Below are 16,656 nucleotides of genomic sequence, written 5' to 3'. Positions count from 1 at the left end.
CCCTCCCAGGAGGCCCTGATACAGACCGCCTAGACAACGACTGTCTCACCAGCCTTGACATCTTCCGAACTGATGGCGAAGTACCAGAAGATTCATCGATTCGGCTTTGGAGCGGGGGAAGCGGAACTCATCGAGGCCGGTGTAGACGTTGTCGCGGCGGAGCTCGAGGACAAGAACGGGCACCCCCTCTGCACCATCGGACTCGCAACCTGTTACGACTTGCGCTTCCCCGAGATGTTCCGCGGGCTCATCGACCGCGGCGCCGAAGTGCTCGTCGTTTCAGCCGCGTGGCCGCTGCCGAGGGTTGAGCACTGGAAGACGTTGGGTGTGGCCCGCGCCATCGAGAATCAGGCGTTCATGATCCAGAGCAATGACGGTGGCCGGCACGGGGGTCTCGATATGGGTGGCCACAGCCAGGTCGTCGGTCCGACGGGCGAGGTCATCGCGTCCGCTTCCCGAGGGACGTCAGTGTTGAGCGTCGAGCTCGATCTTGGCGCCGTCGCCACCATCAGACGGGAGTTCCCGGTGCTGGGAGACCGGCGGCTCGGGATCGAGCAGGTGTCCAGGTGAACCACGTGGGGGGGCAGACGCTCGTCAACGGTGCTGGAAATGTCATCACGGTCTGGTCCGACATCGGGTGCCCCTGGGCGACGCTAGCGCTTCATACGCTTCGAAATCAGATCCGCACGACCCGGGTCGATGTACTCATCGATCATCGAACCTTCGCGGTCACTACGCTACCGGTCCTTGAAGCGGTGCAGGCGGCCAAGCATCCACGCGCTGGCGGACTCAGAGCGAGCGACGAGTTGGACGAGGCACTTCGCAGGGCCTTCTGGGTCGACCATGAGTGCGTATCTGTACTGCCCATCGTCTATCGCGTCGCGGCGTCGTGCGAAGGCGTCGACCTGGACGGCCTGCGATGGGCGATGGCCACGGGACACGGCCGCCAGGCCATTCTCGAGCAGTGGCCTGTGGCCCAGAGCCAGGATGTGGTGTGCGGCCCGCACCTCTTCGCCGCGCGGGGTGTCAGCTCCAGTAATCCAGGCGCGCGGTACACCTGGACGAGCGGTCCTGGGGCCGGATTCCCTCGTCTGGTGTCCTACGACCCTCAGCGGGCCGGCGACCCTCGTTGACAGCGTCGCTGACCGCTCCTAGACGGAGGTTCGGGTAGTGCAACGACTCCGAGGAATTGCTCCGGCCTCAGAACGATCCGCGTATCTTGAGCGCTGATGGTCGACTTCCGAGAGATCTTCAAGGCCCTACCGTCGGCGACTGCGTTGGTCCAGTCGCAGTCCCGGGGCGCGTCGACAGTCGTTGCAGTGAATCCCGCATTCGTTCGGCTCACCAGGAGGTCCGAGGCCTCCATCGTGGGCGCTGACCTGGCGATGGTATTGCCGGGGGTGAAGACACGGACGGTGACGTCCGGTCATCCTGCGAGCGAGCGCGGCCAGGCGTGGTTCATCGACGCCGAAGGACGTCGGATGCCGGTGTCGTACGAGATCGCGCACGGGTCGTCGAGAGACGATCCGATGATCGTGCAGGTGCGGGAGATCGACGCGTCGGCCCAGACTGACAGCGCGGTGCGAGCCAGCGAAAAGTTGCTGGAGGATGTCGCCGACAACGTCGGAGCCCTGATCTACCTCAAGCGCGCCGACGGACGGTACTTGTTCGCGAACCGACACTACGAGGAGCTCCTGCGCCAGCCTCGCGGCGTCATCGTCGGGAAGACTGATCCAGATCTCTGGCCGAAAGACATCGCTGACGTCTATGCCGCCAATGACCGAGCGGTGTTCGCTGTCGGCCACCCGATGGAATTCGAGGAGCCGATTCCCACCGAAGATGGGTGGGGGATGTGGCTATCACTCAAATTTCCGATCTTCGACGGAGATGGTGCTGTCTACGGCGTAGGTGGAATTTCGACGGACATCAGTGCACGCACCCGAGCGCAGGCCGCAATCCGCGAGGCCCGAGACGAGGCAGAACGCGCCAACAGGGCGAAGGATGAGTTTCTGTCCCGGATGAGTCACGAGCTCCGCACCCCGCTCAACTCGATCCTTGGCTTTGGACAGCTGCTCCAGCTCGAGGGTCTGCCGTCGTCGGCAGGGACAGACGTGGACCACATCGTCAAGGCCGGCCGTCACCTGCTCGCTCTCATCAACGAGGTCCTCGACATCTCGCGGGTCGAGTCAGGCGCCCAAGCTCTCCTCATCGAACGTCAATGCGTCTGTGATTCGATCGGCGAAGCCTATGAGATGGTCCGCCCCCTGGCTGCTGACCGCGGCGTGGAGCTCGTCATGGATCTGCATGATTCTCTCGAGCGTTACGTGATGGCTGACCGCCAGCGATTGACGCAGGTCATGCTAAACCTGCTGGCCAATGCTGTGAAGTACAACCGGCCGGACGGTGTGGTCACTGTCACCACCGAAATCGAGGACGAGCTGCATCTCCAGATCCTGGTGACTGACACCGGGGTGGGTATCGCGCCAGAGGATCTCGAGCGTGTTTTTGTGCCATTCGAGCGCGTGGCTGATGCGGACGTCGAGATGGAGGGCACTGGGCTGGGCCTTGCGGTTGCTCGAAGCTTCGTATCAGCGATGGGGGGTGGGATCGGAATCAAGCGATCGCTACCTGGACGAGGCACGGAGTTCTTCGTCCGGCTTCCACTGTCAAGTGCGCCCGATGGGGATGAGGTTGCGTCCCAGAAGCTTCGGGACGCAGGGATCCAGCACACAACGGATCTTTCGGGTCGGACCATTTTGTACATGGAGGACAACCTTGCGAATCTGGAGTTGGTGCGCAGAATCCTCGACCGCAATGGCGCGCCCCACCTGATCACGGCTAGTCACGGGCAGACAGGGGTGCACTTAGCGGTTGCGCATCGACCGGACATGATTCTCCTTGACCTCCATCTTCCAGACCTTGACGGTTCGGAGGTCTTGAGCCAGCTGCGCGCCGACCAACGGACTCGTCCGATCCCTGTGGTGGTGCTGTCGGCAGATGCAACCACCGCGCGGCGCAAGCAGCTCCTCGCCTCGGGTGCAGTTGACTATGTGACGAAGCCGATCGCGGTCGAGGGCTTGCTGGACGCCGTGCATCGAAGCATCTCCGCGGGAGGTCGGCGATGAGCTCGCGAGAAGCTTCGCAACCGAGCAGCAGGATCGAGATCCTCGTAGCTGACGATCATCCGGTGTACCGCGACGGCCTCATCCAGGCGCTTGCGAGCCACGACGGTATCGACGTGGTCGCCGAGACGGGGGACGGGGAAGAAGCCCTCCATCTCATCCGGCGCCTTCAGCCTGATATCGCGTTGGTCGACCTTCGCTTGCCGTCGCGGGACGGCATCTCGATCGTGGAGGCGGTCAAGGAGTCCGACGTGCGCACGCGCACGATGATCGTTTCTGCGTTCGAGGATGCATCCACGATGTACCAGGCGTACGACGCAGGCGCGCGGGCCTACGTCACGAAGCACGCCTCGCCCTCCGTCTTGTGCGAGGCGATCGTCGGTGTCTATGGCGGGCAGATCGTCTTTCCGGAGTCAGTGCGGCCCGGTCTGAACGAGGCTGATCGGCTGCAGAGAGCGCGAACCGCTTCAACCGGGGCCCTCTCGTCACGCGAGCACGAGGTGCTGGTTCTGATCTCGCAAGGTCGGTCAGCACCCGAGATCGCCGAGATGTTGTTCCTCAGCGTCACGACGGTGAAGACCCATCTCCAACACATCTACGACAAGCTGGGCGCGTCCGATCGTGCGGCCGCGGTTGCCACGGCCGCTCGACGAGGCTTGCTGGACTGAGCATCCGGCGTCTGCGGTAGCAGGCCCGGAGCGCAGCGCCCGACGGGATCGTTTCGTCCTGACCCGTGGGTCTCTCGTGGCGCTCGATCCTGCACTCGGGCCCGAGATGGTGGCCGGCCGCGGCCGGCGGCAGAGCTGCGGATCCGCTAGCCGAGGCGGCCAATGCCTCCCTTGCGTTCTCACAGACCGATGACCGAATCCGCTGTCCTCATCGTGCGATCGGAGGATGTCGGCGGCCCGTCCCGGCGTCGCAGGATCGCACCAAGAGCGGTCACCGGTCGCTGAGGAACGATCCTTCGAAGGGATTGCTGCAATGCGTGTCACTGTGGGGCCGCTCGAGGGACTTCCAAGGGGAGCGCTCAAGCGCGTCACCGTTGAGGGCCTGCCCCCGCTGGTGATCGGAAATGCTGACGGAACGGTGTTCTGCCTGAAGGACGAATGCAACCACGGCGAGGCGAACCTGTCCGAGGGGGAGCTCTGCGGCTTTGAGCTCCTGTGCCCTCTGCACTCCGGGTCGTTCGATGTGCGCTCGGGCAAGGCCGTCAAGCGACCGGCAAAGCGCCCGCAGATCCGCTTCGACGTCGAAGTCGACGACGGCATCGTCTATGTGCGCTCCGACGAGGACGTCGATGCCGGTCGTCATGAGCACGCGGCAGGCAGCGTCACGGCCGGACGCCACGAACTGTAACGACATTCGATCTGTGTAATCCGGAGAGAGGATCAACGATGACGACCACGGACGACACGCGGCTCGCGAACGAGCCGTCGGTCATGGAGGACGTGAAGAGGTGGAGCCGGCGGAATCCCGAGCTCGGCACCTCCCCGCTGACGACCGACCGTTTCATCTCGGCGGAGTGGTTCGAGAGGGAGCGCACCGAGCTGTTCGGTAGGAGCTGGATCAACCTGGGTAGCGTTCACGACCTTCAAGGAGCCAACTCCTTCTTCACCCGCGATGTCGTCGTTCTCGACAAGCAGGTCGTCGTGACGATGGATGTCGCTGGCGAGATCCGGGCGTTTCACAACGTCTGCTCCCATCGCGGCATGAAGCTGATGTGGGAGGACGCCGGCACGTGCCCGAGCGCGATGGTGTGCCGCTTCCACGGCTGGGCGTACAGCCAGGACGGCTCCGTGAGGTCTGTCCCAGACGAGGGTGAGTTCCACTTCGAGTCCCGCGCCGAGATCGGCCTCGTGCCCATCCGCGCCGAGGTATGGAACGGGTTCGTCTTCGTGAACTTCGATGACTCGGGCACGACAACGCTCCGGGAGCACCTCGGCCCGCTGGGCGAGAAGTTCGAGGACTTTCCGTACGACGTCCTGCACCTCGCCTATCGCTACGACATCAGCGAGAGGGCGAACTGGAAGGTCGCGGTCGACGCGCAGAACGAGATCTATCACGTGCCGATGCTCGCCCCTGTGCACCGATTCCTTGCGCAGGGTGCGTTCGCGTCGAACGACGATGGCTACACGAGGCTGAACGACTTCGCTCACATGGGTCTCCACACCCGCTACACGTCGGTGTCGGAGGAGTACGAGGAGACGCCCTTCTCGCAGGCCCTCCTCGATGGGAACCCGGGGTGGAACGCAGAGCAGCGCCTGCCGCTTGATGACCCGTTCGAGTTCCACGTCCTGTTCCCCAACATGGTGATGTCCTTCTTCGGGAACATGATGTTCACGTACAACTTCTGGCCGCTCGACGTCGACAACGTCGTCTGGGAGATCCGGCTGCACTTCCCGAAGCCTGCAAACCTGGCGGACCTGGTTTCGCGCGAGTTCGCCGCAAAGCGATTCCGCGACCTCCTGTGTGAGGACAAGACGGGCCACGAGGCCATTTATCGCGGGTGCGAGTCCGAGGCTCGGCCGCACATCTTCCTCGGTGACCAAGAGGTCCAGATCCGTGCCTTCCACCGCAGCGTCGACGACTACCTGGAGGGCAAGCATGCCTGACGCAACCTTCGTGTTCCCCGCCGGATTCGAGGAGCTCGCCGCGTTCTCGGACTGGTGTGTCAGCAGGGACGGCGACCGGATCGCGAAGCGTCTGGACACTCCGTTCCCCGAGATGGTGGCCTTCTACGACGCCGTGCTGCCGCACGTCGCGCCGGCGATGGCCTACCTGTCGACACGACCTGTCGACAACTGCTCCCTGGAGGACGCCAACCTCGTCAACCTGCTCAAGACGATGGCGGAGATGGCGAACGCCGTGGAGATCTATCACCAGGGTGCGATTCCCGACGCGGGCGATCTTCGCCTCTACGTGAGCACGATCGACGGTGACGTTCTGGGCAGCGACACCCATGGTTGAACCGACCGGATTCGCATACGTCACCGGGGGTGGGTCTGGCATCGGGCGGGCAAGCGCACTGGCGCTTGCCCGCCAGGGCCTGCCTGTCGTCGTCGCCGACCGCGCGGGAAACGACGCCTCGACGACGGCGGAGCTCATCAACAGAGACGGCGGGCAGGCGATCCACGTAGCGGTTGACGTCACCTCGACCACCGAGCTCCAACGCTCGATCTCGCGCGGGCTCGAACTCTACGGTCCGCTGACCGTAGCCGTGAACAGCGCGGGGATTCAGGGGGACATCGCTCCGGTCACTGAGTGTCGTGAGTCGAACTGGAGCGACATCATCGCCGTCAACCTGACGGGGACGTTCCTCAGCATGCGAGCCGAGCTCGATGCGATGCTCCGTCATCGCTTCGGCTCCATCGTCAATGTGGCGTCCAACTTCGGCCTGGTCGGGCAGCGGGGTATGCCGGCCTATTGTGCAAGCAAGCACGGCGTGATCGGCCTTTCGAAGTCCGCGTCACTCGACTATGCGGTCAGCAACATTCGCGTCAACGTCGTGTGCCCGGGACCGATTGGGACGCCACTGCTGGACAGCTTCGTCGGTTCGGACGGGGCGCACCTCCTCGACGCGATCAAGGAGTCCGTTCCCATGGGCCGAGTGGGCACGGCCAACGAGGTGGGCGACACGATCGCTTGGCTCGCGAGCTCGACCGCCTCCTACGTGACGGGCGCGGTCCTGGCGGTCGACGGTGGCTACGTTGTTCCCTAGCTCCGGTGCGAACGGCGACGGCGCATGCCGATGAAGTCGACCATTCGGAGCTCGCTCACGGTCGACGTCATCGGCCGGGACTTGATCGCGCGAGACGTTGTCGAACTCAAGGTGAAGAGGGCGGACGGTGCTGACCTTCCGTCCTGGGCTCCCGGCGCACACGTCGATGTCTACCTACCGGGAATGCTGCGCCACTACTCGTTGTGTGGAGATTCCGAAGACCTGACGTCGTACGAGTTCTCCGTCCTCTTCGAGCCCGCTGGCCGCGGCGGCTCCAGGTATGTGCATGAGCAAGTCGATGTGGGCTCTCGGCTCCAGATCAGTCGGCCGCGGAATCACTTCAGATTGGTCGACGCACCTGGGTACGTGTTTGTCGCCGGAGGAATCGGTATCACGCCCATCCGCGCGATGGTGAGCTCATGTGAGCGGTCCGGCAAGCCGTGGGTGCTTTACTACGGAGGCCGTCATGAGCGGTCCATGGCGTACTTCGACGAGTTCTCTAAGCTCGACTCCGCACGCTTGCTCCCTCAAGATATCCATGGCTTGCTCAATCTTTCGGCGATCCTTGCCGAGGCCCCGCAGGACTTCGCTATCTACTGTTGCGGTCCGGAGCGGCTCCTGCACGCGATCGAAGAGGCCGCTCTCGCAATCGGGCGCATCGTCCATGTCGAACGTTTCGCTCCATCGGTAGCGAAGCACCAAGTCACCGACCAGCCGGTAACCGTTGTGTGCGCGGAGAGTGGTCAGACGGTCGAGGTCGGTGCTCAGGTGACGATCCTCGACGCCCTCATCGCCGCCGGCATCGACGTGAATTACGACTGCCGGGACGGGACCTGCGGGACGTGTGAGCTCGAAGTAGTCGAGGGCGATCCGGAGCATCGCGACGCCATTCTCTCGCTCCGAGAGCGTATCTCGGGACGGGTTATGTATCCATGTGTATCCAGGGCGAGAGGTGAGCGACTGATTCTTGACGTATAGGTGGGTCGTCTGCCTTCGGAGCAGTACGTCGCACCGTGGGCAAACGTGGCGGATCGCTGAGGCAGCTCAAGCAGACCCGCAGACCCACAGACATCGAGAGAAACGCCCAGCTGTGCTCGGACGTGGGCTCGTTCAAGGAGATCTGAAATGCAGTGCAAAACACTTGTGGCAGCGGGCATCTCGGTGACCGCACTCTTTCTCGCCGGCTGCGGCTCGTCCAACGGTGCGAATAAGTCGTCGTCGAGCGAGTCCAGCGAGGATTGGTTCCCGACGTCGGTTACCGTCTGGCCGCAGCAGGGATTCGACTCTGAAGGTGCTGAGCAGGACTACTCTCCGACTGACGACGTCAGCAAGGCCTGGAACATCTGTGCTTCGTTCCCGCACCTGGCCGACGCATATTGGCTGGCAGTCGACTACGGCGTCATCCAGGAGGCAGAGCGTGCAGGCGTGAACATGGATGTTGTCGAGGCGGGCGGCTACGGCAATCTCGACAAGCAGATCCAGCAGATCGAGGACTGCGCCCAGAACAGCGACGCGATCATCATCGGCGCCATCTCGACGGATGGACTCAACCCGACCATCGAGAAGCTCAAGTCGGAGGGCAAGGTGGTCATCGACTTCATCAATGGCGTTTCATCTCCCGACACCACCGCACAAAGCCTTGTCTCGTATCGCGAGATCGCCTCGCAGACCGCGCGGTACCTTCTCGACGCCTCGGCTGGAGAGAACGTGACAGTGGCGTGGTTCCCCGGACCGAAGGGCGCCGGTTTCGCCGAGGAGGCGAACAAGGGCTTTACAGAGACGCTGGCGGGCACCAACGTCGAAGTTGTCAACACTCAGTGGGGCAACACCGACAAGGAGTCCCAGTCGAAGCTGATCGAAGACGCACTTGCCGCGAACCCTGATCTGGACTACGTCGCCGGCAACGCTGTCGCCGCCGAGGCGGCAGGACCGATCCTGCGAGACAAGGACCTCACCGACTCCATCGGAGTCCTCTCGTACTACATGACTCCGGGCACCTACTCGGGGATTCAGACCGGGAGCGTGCTGGCCGCCGCGGCTGACCCCGCTGTGCTGACGTCGCGGATCGCCACGGACCTCGCTATCCGGGCGCTGGAGAAGCAGGACTTCGACCTGCACGTCGCTCCCGCCCTCAAGGTGATCGACAAGGATGCTCTCAAGTCCTGGGATTCGACCACCACGCTCGCACCGACGGACTGGACCGCCGAGTTCTCCTACTCTGCCAACTAGCCGCCCACCCAGGTGGGGCGGCGCGCTGCGCGCCGCCCCCACGGTGGGCACGCAGGAGTTCACGAAATGACTCATCAGATTCCGGCGCTCGAGATGGTAGGCATCTCAAAGCGATTTCCAGGTGTCGTCGCGCTTGACTCGGTCGACTTCCAGCTGTTGCAGGGCGAGACCCACGTCCTCTTCGGAGAGAATGGCGCGGGAAAATCGACACTGATCTCCATCATGGCCGGAGCCGCGAGCTCCGACACCGGGACAGTGCGGCTCGGTGGACGGGACACGTCACTCCGGAACGTCGCCAACGCACGCCGCCTTGGCGTCAGCGCAGTGTTCCAAGAGTTTTCACTTGCTCCCTCCCTCTCTGTTGCCGAGAACGTTGTGATGGGCGAACAGCCGTCCCGCGCAGGCGTCGTCAGTCGCCGCGCGGTCAGGGAACTGGCGCAACAGCGACTGGGCGAGTTGGGATTTGAGATCCCGCTTGATGCCTCGGTCGAGACTCTCACCCGTGCTGAGCAGCAGATGGTGGAAATCGCGAAGGCCTTCCGGTCAGACCTTAAGGTTCTCATCCTCGACGAACCCACTGCATCGCTGAACGACACCGAGTGTGACCGGCTCTACGAGCTCGTCGGGGACTTGAATCGCCGGGGCGTGGGCGTCGTCTACGTGACTCATCGGATGGGCGAAATCACGCGGCTAGCCGACCGCGTGACCGTGCTTCGCGACGGGAAGTACGTCACGACTGTGCCCGGCACGACCTCCTCGGATGAGCTGATCCGACTAATGACCGGACGCGTCATGGACCAGATCTATCCGACAATCCCAGCTCCGAGGTCGACGGTCGCGCTCAGTGCCGTCGGTCTCACCACCCGCGACAAGGCGTTGTTCAATGCTTCCTTCGAGGTCCGCAAGGGCGAGGTCGTCGGTTTCGCCGGCCTCATGGGCTCGGGAAAGTCGCACGCAGCGCGCGCTTGTGCGGGAGTGGAGCGTCTGGCGTCGGGCCATCTCGAGCTGCACGGCAAACGAGTAACCGGTGCGTCTATTGCTCAGTCGCTGAAGAACCGGGTCGTCTATCTCCCGCCGGACCGCAAGAGTGAAGGTCTGTTGCTCAACCGCCCGCTTCGCGAGTCCGTTTCTCTCCCATGGCTCGGTCACTACTCCTGGGCGCGCACTCTGGTCCGGCGGAGGGGTGAACAACGCGCAGTAGCAAACGTGCTGCAGATGATGAAGTTGTCGCCCCCCGACCCGGATCGGAACGCCGAGGCCTACTCGGGAGGCAACCAGCAGAAGGCCCTGCTGGGTCGGGCATTGCTCAGGGACTGCGAGGTTCTGCTTCTCGACGAGCCGACGGTCGGCGTCGACGTAGGGGCACGCGTGTCCATCTACCAGCGGGTGGCCGAGATCGCCGAGGCCGGAGCGGGCGTCGTGATCGTGTCGTCAGACCTTCCTGAGGTGCTCCACCTGTGTCATCGGGTTTACGTCTTCTGCCAGGGACGCATCACAGCCCATCTCCAGGGTGACGAAATCAACGAAGAAAGGGTGCTCCAGCACATGATGCACTGGGATGAGATGGAGGCCGTCGGATGACCGACGTTGTGGTCGATACCAAGCCGGCTGTCGCCGGGAAGCGCCGCGTGAATGTTGTTGGGGTCGCGGCGAGAGTCTTTGCACGCGTCGGAGCTCTGCCAATTCTACTCGCCATCGCAATTGTGGTTTTCGGTATTCTGTCGCCGAACTTCTTGACTGTCGATAACCTGCAGTCGGCGCTTCGGCAGAACGCCTACATCGCGATTGTCGTCCTAGCTCAGTTCGTGGTGCTGGTGGCGGGTGGCTTCGACCTATCTGTCGGCGCAATCACCGCCCTCGTGTCCGTCGCTAGTGCAACGGCCATGGCAGACCGTTTGGCGGCCGGTTCCAGTGCTGCCGAGGCGATCGTGCTCGGCCTTGTCATTGGCCTCCTGGTAGGACTGGGTGCGGGTGCGGTCAACGCGATCGGCATCGGAATGCTGAAGATCAACCCATTCATCATGACGCTGGCAACCGCCTCTGTATTCACCGGCCTTGCGTTGAAGGTAACGGCGGGCGTGCCGGTGAACGGCCTCCCTGTTGAGTTCAGTGACCTGTTCGGCTATTCAAGCTGGTGGGGAGTGTCCACCCCGATTTGGATCGCGGCAGCTGCTGCAGTTACTTTGTGGGCGTTGCTGCGGTGGACCAGGCCCGGCCGGAATCTTTACGCGGTCGGCTCGAATCCCAGTGCTGCCCGGTTGTCTGGAATCAGTGCCGGGTGGACGATGGCGCTGGCCTATATGACGTCCGGTGTGTTGGTGGCGGTCGGTGCTCTGCTTCTTACCGCGCGACTGCAAACGGGCGAAGCCAATATCGGAGCCGATCTGCCGCTGCTGACTATTGCTGCTGCTGTCATCGGCGGCGTGAGCTTGCGGGGTGGATCCGGAAATGTGCTCAATGCGGTGCTTGGCGCTGTCTTCTTGGGTCTTGTTACCAACGGGATGAACCTCGCGAGAATCGAGTCGTACTACGAGATGATCGTTCTCGGCGTGGTCCTCGCTGTCGCGGTTCTAGCAGATCGTCTGCGAGGCAGGGTGGCTGTGGCGATCAACGCTGGTCGAGTCTGAGGACATCGACGCACGTGGAGGTCGGCTGTGTGAGTCCTGGTTCAGGGCCGACCGGGGCGGTGATGCTTCCCCCACCGAAGGGGACGCAGGTTGTATGAGAGCGCGGAAGCAGCCCCAGAAGCGATCACCAAGCGCGCTTGGTCACTGCGCAGTCAGTCGCCGCGCCCTGCTGCGGAACGTTCTCGAGCGCCGAGGACGCGTCAGTCATCGACGGTGTGGCCCTTCGACCGGCAGCGCGAACCAGTGAGACGGTCGAGTACGCATTCTTGTCGGCGAGGGGATGTAGTGGAGGCCCAGGCAGGATCAGTGACCGAAGCGATTCTGGGACAACGGCGACATCACGCGGGCTGTTGCCCGACCCAGGATGGCGAGATGCGCCGCTGCTCACCTTCGCATCAGAGGGCGATGGGCCGGCGCCCGGTCCTCCGATCGGTGGATGGGTTCGCGACCTGGCCGCGAGGGATCCTTGAGCGGTCAAGGTGCTAGGTCCGACACATCTTGAACTCGTGTCGATTTTGTGGGAGGCAGTCGCATGATGCGTCTACTCGAAAGCCCGTCGCCGTCGCTGCGTAAGGTGGCATTCGCCCATGTCCGAGAGCGGTCCATCACTGGCAATGCAGCTATTGCTGGAGACCGCTTGCTGCCGGCCGCGACTCTGGTGAAGTCCCAGCCGGATCCCGAGGCGACCGCCGAAGCCCGACAGCCTTCACAAACCTATGTCGTGCGGGATCGAGAGCTGACTCGGGAGGGCTGCCTGCTCGTCATCGAGGACTGTATGGGTGCTCGGGAGACAGTCGCTTTTCGGGCGATCCCGGATCGCTCAGGGGCCAGGCAACTCCACCACGACGGACTTCATCCCCTGGCGGTCAAGCTGGAACTCGACAGGTTGGAGCTCTCTGCCAGTTGTGTGGTGCGTTCAAGCGATGGACCGATGCGCATCGGGATCACCCATGCTACGGCGCTTGCACTCTGTTGTCTTGAGGGTCGCCACACGATCCTTGTCCGGCGCGGCGCGGCGTGGAGCGGTCGTGGTCAACTCGGCCTATGACGGACGTTGCTGCCGTCACCAGGTCGAACTCGGGCCTCCGTCCGGCGCACCAAGTGCGAGCTGTAGAGGGTCGTGGCGCGTGAGTTCGATGAATGCCCTGCAGGTGGCGTCCGGTGCCGACTGGGCTTGAGTTCGACGTCCTCGGCACGTTGCCTGGATGCCTCGGGGCGGGGCTGCTCAAGATCGGCACCACACGGGTGTGGGCGGGACGGACCGATGACAGGTGGCGGTATGACGCCGGTAGCCAGCCGCACGCCCTGTGAAGGATCGGGTCGACTCTTCTCGAGTGCGCATTCGGCAGCGACAAGATCTACATCGATCGCAGTACTGATCTGACCCATGGAGAGCGTCGAGGTCTCGGCAGAGCCGAGGTCTCGTCTGACTACGGATCAGAAGGTTGGGGTTCGAATCCCTACGGGCGCCCCGAGTCTGAGCCGTCAGCCCACACTCTCGGCCGGAATCTGGAAGACCGTCGATCCTGCAGGGCATCGTCGGCCGAACGCCGCCGAGGTGCGGCCCATGGTGCAACGGCTGGCCGGGCTCCCGTCCTCCTACGGCTGCCGGCTGCCTGCCGGCACCGCGCAACGCCGCGGAACTCGGTTTCGGCGGAATCGTCGACGGCGCGGCGGCCGGAGCACTCCTCCGCGCGGCGTAATCGACGGGCGGGCTGCGGTGTCTCAGTAGCCAGGCAAGATGGAGGTGCCATGGTGACCGCAGTGCCGCTGCCGAGGGTGAACGCCGACTTCCTCGTTCGCCCGCGACTGCTCGACGCGTTGGACCTGTGGTCGCCGGTGACGCTGGTCCTGGCGCCCTCGGGTGCGGGGAAGGCGGTCCTGGCCGCGCAGTGGGCCGAGCATGCCCGTGCGGCGGGCGAGGACGTGATCTGGTGCGACGGGGAGGTCGAGGAGCCGGCCGGTGTGGTGGCGGCCCTGGCCCGGCACGCCGGGGTGGCGGTCGATGAGGATCTGTCGGTGGCGCTGCGCCGGCTGCGGCGTGAGCTGCAGGGGCTGGAGCGGCGCCTCGCCGTCGTGATCAACAACGCCGAGCCGCTGGTCACCGCGATCGGCGACGGGTTGATCGAGATCGTCCGTGACTGCCGCCAGGTCCATCTGGTCGTGTGTCTGCGTCGCCGCATCGGCCCGGTGGCCAAGGCGCTGCTCGAGGCGGAGACCCGGGTGGTGGGTCTGCACGAGCTGCAGTTCACCGCGGCCGAGGTGCGGCAGCTGGCCGAGCAGCACGGGCTGAGACTGTCGACCACGGAGGCCGAGGACATCTGCGCCTCGGTGGGTGGCTGGGCGGCCCTGGTGCGCATCGGCCTGGAGTCGCTGCCGGACCCCGATCAGCGGCAGGTGACGGCCTGGTCATCTCGTCACATCGGCTGGTTCCTGAACGTCGACGTCGCGCCCGCGCTGCCACCGAGCGCCCACGCCGCGCTGTGCCGGGCGGCCCTGGTCGAGCACCCCACGTACGGCGCGGTGCTGGCCGCGACCGGTCCGCTCGACGGGGCGGCCCGCGCCGCGCTCGAGGACATCGGCATCCTCGACCCGCTGGTCAGCGAGGGCGAGCCCCTGGTGCGGCTGCCACCGGTCGTGGCCGACTTCTTCCGAACGCGCTACGACGTGTGCGAGCTCGGCCCCACGGAGGTCGCTCATCGACGGGTCGTCGAGTTCTGGCTGAGGTCCGCGGAGCCCGGGCGTGCCCTTCGCCAGGCGCTGCTCGGGCAGTGCTGGGCCCTCGCTGTCGAGATCCTCGAGGACCACTGGTGGGCGCTGATCGGCGCCGACCTGCGTGCGATCCCGGTCGGTGAGGTGCGCGGCCACCCGCGGGCCGAGGTGGCTCGCCAGGTGCTGCTCCCCGACGACCGGACCCCGTCCGCTCCGGTGACGCGCTCCTGGGAGACCGACCTGCGCTCCTCTCCCGTCGAGAGCCTGGCCGAGCGTGCCGGTGACCCCGACGTCCTGGCGGTCCTCACCCTGCTCCTGGTGCGCGATCGTGCCCGCGGCGACCACGACTCCGCGCTCGACCTCGCCCGACGCGTCGAGGTCGTCCTCGGAGCCGGGGCGGTCGAGGTCGGCGACGAGCCGACGCCGGTACGGCGAGCCGCCCTCGAGGCGGGCCGCACCCAGCTGCTCGGCGGCGACCTCGTCGCCGCGACGCGGGTGCTGCGGATCGCCGGCGGGGCCGACGGCGAACTCGCGCTGTGCGCGGCGGCGAGCCGCGACCGGGCGATGGCTGCGCGCTGGCTCGAGCGGTGCGTGGATGGCGTCCCTCGGCAGATCGCTGTCGCCTTCGAGGCGCTGCATGCACTCGATCGTCAGGGCACGGCGGAGGCGCTCGCGCGGCTGCGCGCCGACGGAGCCGACGGCGACGACCTGTGGCCGTTCGCCGCCTGGGTCGAGGCGCAGCACGCGCTCGCGTGGGGCGGTCGTGCCAGGGTGCGCGGCGGACTGGCCGCGCTGCGAGACACGGCGGCGCGTCAGCGTGCCTCGGCCTGGACCCGGCGCCTTCTCGACGCGGCCGAGGCGAACCTGTGCACCTCGCTGGGGCGCACGGCCGTTGCCGCTCGGCTGCTGGCGGACGCGGATGCCGGTTCGGTGCCGATGCTGCTCGCGCGGGCGCGGCTGGAGCGGGTGGTCGGCCGCCCCGCCGAAGCCATCGCGATCCTCGACGAGGTGTCGGCCGTGGGCTCCCCCTCGAGCCTGATCGAGGTCGAGACGCTGCTGCTGCGCGCCTGGTGCCTGGACGGGAGGGGAGCAGCCGAGGTCCTTGCCCGGGCGGTCCGCGCGGCGCGGCGCGACCGACTGGTGCTGCCGTTCGCGAACGTGCCGTCCGCGCTGCTCGCCCGGTACGCGCAGGAGATCTCGGGGGTGGCGCCGATCGTCGAGATGCTGCGCGGGTGCGAGGTCCGGGCGCCGTACGACCTCGTCGACCACGTCCCGGCCCTCACTCCCCGGGAGTCCGAGGTGCTTGCGGCCCTGGCGCGGGGGCTCTCGCTGCAGGAGGTCGGGCGCGAGCTGTTCGTGTCGCGCAACACCGTCAAGTCGCAGACCGCGTCCCTCTACCGCAAGCTCCAGGTCAGTGGCCGGGCGGAGGCGGTTCGCAAGGCGATCCGCGTCGGGCTGCTCGACTGAGATGACCATCTGAGCCGGTGTGGTCACGATCGCGCGTCGAGGTGCTCGAGCAGGAGGCAGACGGCGACCTCGAGAGACTCTCCGTCGGGTGGATGCGGCGCGGAGAGGAGCAGCCGTTGCAGAAGACCACGCAGTTGGACCTCGGTGATCTCCAACTCCCGCTTGCCGCCCGCTTCGCTGCGGTGGACCAGCAGGCGGCGCCGGGGGTTGAAGCGGAGCCGGCCGCTGCTGAACTCGCCGATCTGCTCCTCCAGCCCTGCCTTCGGATGCACGGCGCTCATCTCTCCTCTCTCGACGGTCAGGTGCGAGGCCCGACCGGTGAGAGACGCGCGAGCGGGCGGACTCTTACGGACGCGCGGAGACTATCGAGGGCGACTGGACCGGTTGGCCGGCTGAGGCGAAGGCGAGTCGGTCGTCGAGGGGGTCGGGGTCCTCGTTGCCCGGGGCGGAGACGCGCACGGTCACCTCGAGCTGGCTGGCGACGAGGTCGATCGCGAAGGTGCCCTGACCGGGCGGGACCTCGCAGGTCAGCCGGGCGGTCTCCCCGTCGCTCCCGGTCTGGGTGCAGCCCGCGGGGAGATAGGACGACTGGTCGTGCACCCGGAAGCTGGTCAGCCGGCCCGCCTCGATCGTCAGCAGCGTCGGGTCCAGCAGCGCCGCTACCGACATCTGCACGTGGTAGTGCGAGCTGTAGCGGGTGTACGAGCCGGAGCCGAGCGCCAGGTCCTCGCGAGTGACCGGGTCGATCGTGGGGGTCGTGGTCGGCGTCGGGGTCGTGGTC

General features: G+C 65.4%; 16 protein-coding genes and 1 tRNA gene. 15 read left to right on the top strand and 2 right to left on the bottom strand.

The window, feature by feature from the left end; all coding sequences use genetic code 11:
- The first annotated feature begins 72 nt into the window (after positions 1–72).
- The 15 genes from ACYVKX_RS02395 to ACYVKX_RS02325 all read left to right on the top strand — a co-directional run bounded on the left by ACYVKX_RS02395 (position 73) and on the right by ACYVKX_RS02325 (position 15,875).
- On the top strand, positions 73–570 hold the full coding sequence (locus ACYVKX_RS02395; RefSeq protein ID WP_460828939.1) for a nitrilase-related carbon-nitrogen hydrolase: 498 nt from the start codon (positions 73–75) through the stop codon (positions 568–570).
- Positions 567–1,133, top strand: coding sequence for a DsbA family oxidoreductase (locus ACYVKX_RS02390; protein WP_460828938.1), 567 nt, complete (start codon positions 567–569; stop codon positions 1,131–1,133). Before ACYVKX_RS02395 ends, ACYVKX_RS02390 begins: the two co-directional genes overlap by 4 nt.
- Before the next feature lie 234 nt (positions 1,134–1,367).
- A complete protein-coding gene (locus ACYVKX_RS02385; RefSeq protein WP_460828937.1) occupies positions 1,368–3,125 on the top strand; it encodes a PAS domain-containing hybrid sensor histidine kinase/response regulator in 1,758 nt (585 codons plus the stop codon).
- A complete protein-coding gene (locus tag ACYVKX_RS02380; protein ID WP_460828936.1) occupies positions 3,122–3,790 on the top strand; it encodes a response regulator in 669 nt (222 codons plus the stop codon). The genes ACYVKX_RS02385 and ACYVKX_RS02380 overlap by 4 nt, the downstream gene beginning before the upstream one ends.
- Before the next feature lie 313 nt (positions 3,791–4,103).
- A complete protein-coding gene (locus ACYVKX_RS02375; RefSeq protein ID WP_460828935.1) occupies positions 4,104–4,478 on the top strand; it encodes a Rieske 2Fe-2S domain-containing protein in 375 nt (124 codons plus the stop codon).
- A 38-nt stretch (positions 4,479–4,516) separates the two neighbouring features.
- The gene (locus tag ACYVKX_RS02370; protein ID WP_460828934.1) at positions 4,517–5,734 is read left to right on the top strand and encodes an aromatic ring-hydroxylating oxygenase subunit alpha; all 1,218 of its coding nucleotides are present in this window, start codon (positions 4,517–4,519) and stop codon (positions 5,732–5,734) included.
- On the top strand, positions 5,727–6,089 hold the full coding sequence (locus ACYVKX_RS02365) for a hypothetical protein (protein WP_460828933.1): 363 nt from the start codon (positions 5,727–5,729) through the stop codon (positions 6,087–6,089). Before ACYVKX_RS02370 ends, ACYVKX_RS02365 begins: the two co-directional genes overlap by 8 nt.
- The gene (locus ACYVKX_RS02360; protein WP_460828932.1) at positions 6,058–6,840 is read left to right on the top strand and encodes an SDR family NAD(P)-dependent oxidoreductase; all 783 of its coding nucleotides are present in this window, start codon (positions 6,058–6,060) and stop codon (positions 6,838–6,840) included. Before ACYVKX_RS02365 ends, ACYVKX_RS02360 begins: the two co-directional genes overlap by 32 nt.
- 30 nt (positions 6,841–6,870) lie before the next feature.
- Positions 6,871–7,818: a PDR/VanB family oxidoreductase gene (locus ACYVKX_RS02355; protein ID WP_460828931.1), complete on the top strand. Its 948-nt coding sequence runs from the start codon at positions 6,871–6,873 to the stop codon at positions 7,816–7,818.
- Positions 7,819–7,983: 165 nt separating this feature from the next.
- On the top strand, positions 7,984–9,069 hold the full coding sequence (torT, locus tag ACYVKX_RS02350) for a TMAO reductase system periplasmic protein TorT (protein WP_460828929.1): 1,086 nt from the start codon (positions 7,984–7,986) through the stop codon (positions 9,067–9,069).
- A 66-nt stretch (positions 9,070–9,135) separates the two neighbouring features.
- Positions 9,136–10,650, top strand: a complete 1,515-nt coding sequence (locus ACYVKX_RS02345) for a sugar ABC transporter ATP-binding protein (RefSeq protein WP_460828928.1) — start codon at positions 9,136–9,138, stop codon at positions 10,648–10,650.
- The gene (locus ACYVKX_RS02340; RefSeq protein WP_460828927.1) at positions 10,647–11,696 is read left to right on the top strand and encodes an ABC transporter permease; all 1,050 of its coding nucleotides are present in this window, start codon (positions 10,647–10,649) and stop codon (positions 11,694–11,696) included. Before ACYVKX_RS02345 ends, ACYVKX_RS02340 begins: the two co-directional genes overlap by 4 nt.
- Before the next feature lie 532 nt (positions 11,697–12,228).
- On the top strand, positions 12,229–12,744 hold the full coding sequence (locus ACYVKX_RS02335) for a hypothetical protein (protein ID WP_460828926.1): 516 nt from the start codon (positions 12,229–12,231) through the stop codon (positions 12,742–12,744).
- A gap of 346 nt (positions 12,745–13,090) precedes the next feature.
- Positions 13,091–13,167 (top strand) — tRNA-Arg (locus ACYVKX_RS02330).
- Positions 13,168–13,448: 281 nt separating this feature from the next.
- Positions 13,449–15,875: a LuxR C-terminal-related transcriptional regulator gene (locus ACYVKX_RS02325; RefSeq protein WP_460828925.1), complete on the top strand. Its 2,427-nt coding sequence runs from the start codon at positions 13,449–13,451 to the stop codon at positions 15,873–15,875.
- Between the two features lie 23 nt (positions 15,876–15,898).
- Here the strand turns inward: ACYVKX_RS02325 and ACYVKX_RS02320 are convergent, their stop codons facing one another.
- The gene (locus tag ACYVKX_RS02320; RefSeq protein ID WP_460828924.1) at positions 15,899–16,156 is read right to left on the bottom strand and encodes a hypothetical protein; all 258 of its coding nucleotides are present in this window, start codon (positions 16,154–16,156) and stop codon (positions 15,899–15,901) included.
- Between the two features lie 64 nt (positions 16,157–16,220).
- Positions 16,221–16,656 (bottom strand): hypothetical protein (locus ACYVKX_RS02315; protein ID WP_460828923.1); only part of this gene is annotated, 436 nt, incomplete at its 5' end.

Source organism: Nocardioides hungaricus (genome assembly GCF_054782915.1).
The sequence above is the reverse complement of the archived record's forward strand: the minus strand, read 5'-3'. Positions and strand labels throughout refer to the sequence as shown.

Bases quoted from the DNA above. Each gene is read 5' to 3' on its own strand.
- ACYVKX_RS02320 (WP_460828924.1), bottom strand. From the start codon at position 16,156: ATGAGCGCCGTGCATCCGAAGGCAGGGCTGGAGGAGCAGATCGGCGAG.
- ACYVKX_RS02375 (WP_460828935.1), top strand. From the start codon at position 4,104: ATGCGTGTCACTGTGGGGCCGCTCGAGGGACTTCCAAGGGGAGCGCTC.
- ACYVKX_RS02365 (WP_460828933.1), top strand. From the start codon at position 5,727: ATGCCTGACGCAACCTTCGTGTTCCCCGCCGGATTCGAGGAGCTCGCC.
- ACYVKX_RS02345 (WP_460828928.1), top strand. From the start codon at position 9,136: ATGACTCATCAGATTCCGGCGCTCGAGATGGTAGGCATCTCAAAGCGA.
- ACYVKX_RS02335 (WP_460828926.1), top strand. From the start codon at position 12,229: ATGATGCGTCTACTCGAAAGCCCGTCGCCGTCGCTGCGTAAGGTGGCA.
- ACYVKX_RS02380 (WP_460828936.1), top strand. From the start codon at position 3,122: ATGAGCTCGCGAGAAGCTTCGCAACCGAGCAGCAGGATCGAGATCCTC.
- ACYVKX_RS02370 (WP_460828934.1), top strand. From the start codon at position 4,517: ATGACGACCACGGACGACACGCGGCTCGCGAACGAGCCGTCGGTCATG.
- ACYVKX_RS02340 (WP_460828927.1), top strand. From the start codon at position 10,647: ATGACCGACGTTGTGGTCGATACCAAGCCGGCTGTCGCCGGGAAGCGC.
- ACYVKX_RS02395 (WP_460828939.1), top strand. From the start codon at position 73: ATGGCGAAGTACCAGAAGATTCATCGATTCGGCTTTGGAGCGGGGGAA.
- ACYVKX_RS02355 (WP_460828931.1), top strand. From the start codon at position 6,871: ATGAAGTCGACCATTCGGAGCTCGCTCACGGTCGACGTCATCGGCCGG.
- ACYVKX_RS02325 (WP_460828925.1), top strand. From the start codon at position 13,449: ATGGTGACCGCAGTGCCGCTGCCGAGGGTGAACGCCGACTTCCTCGTT.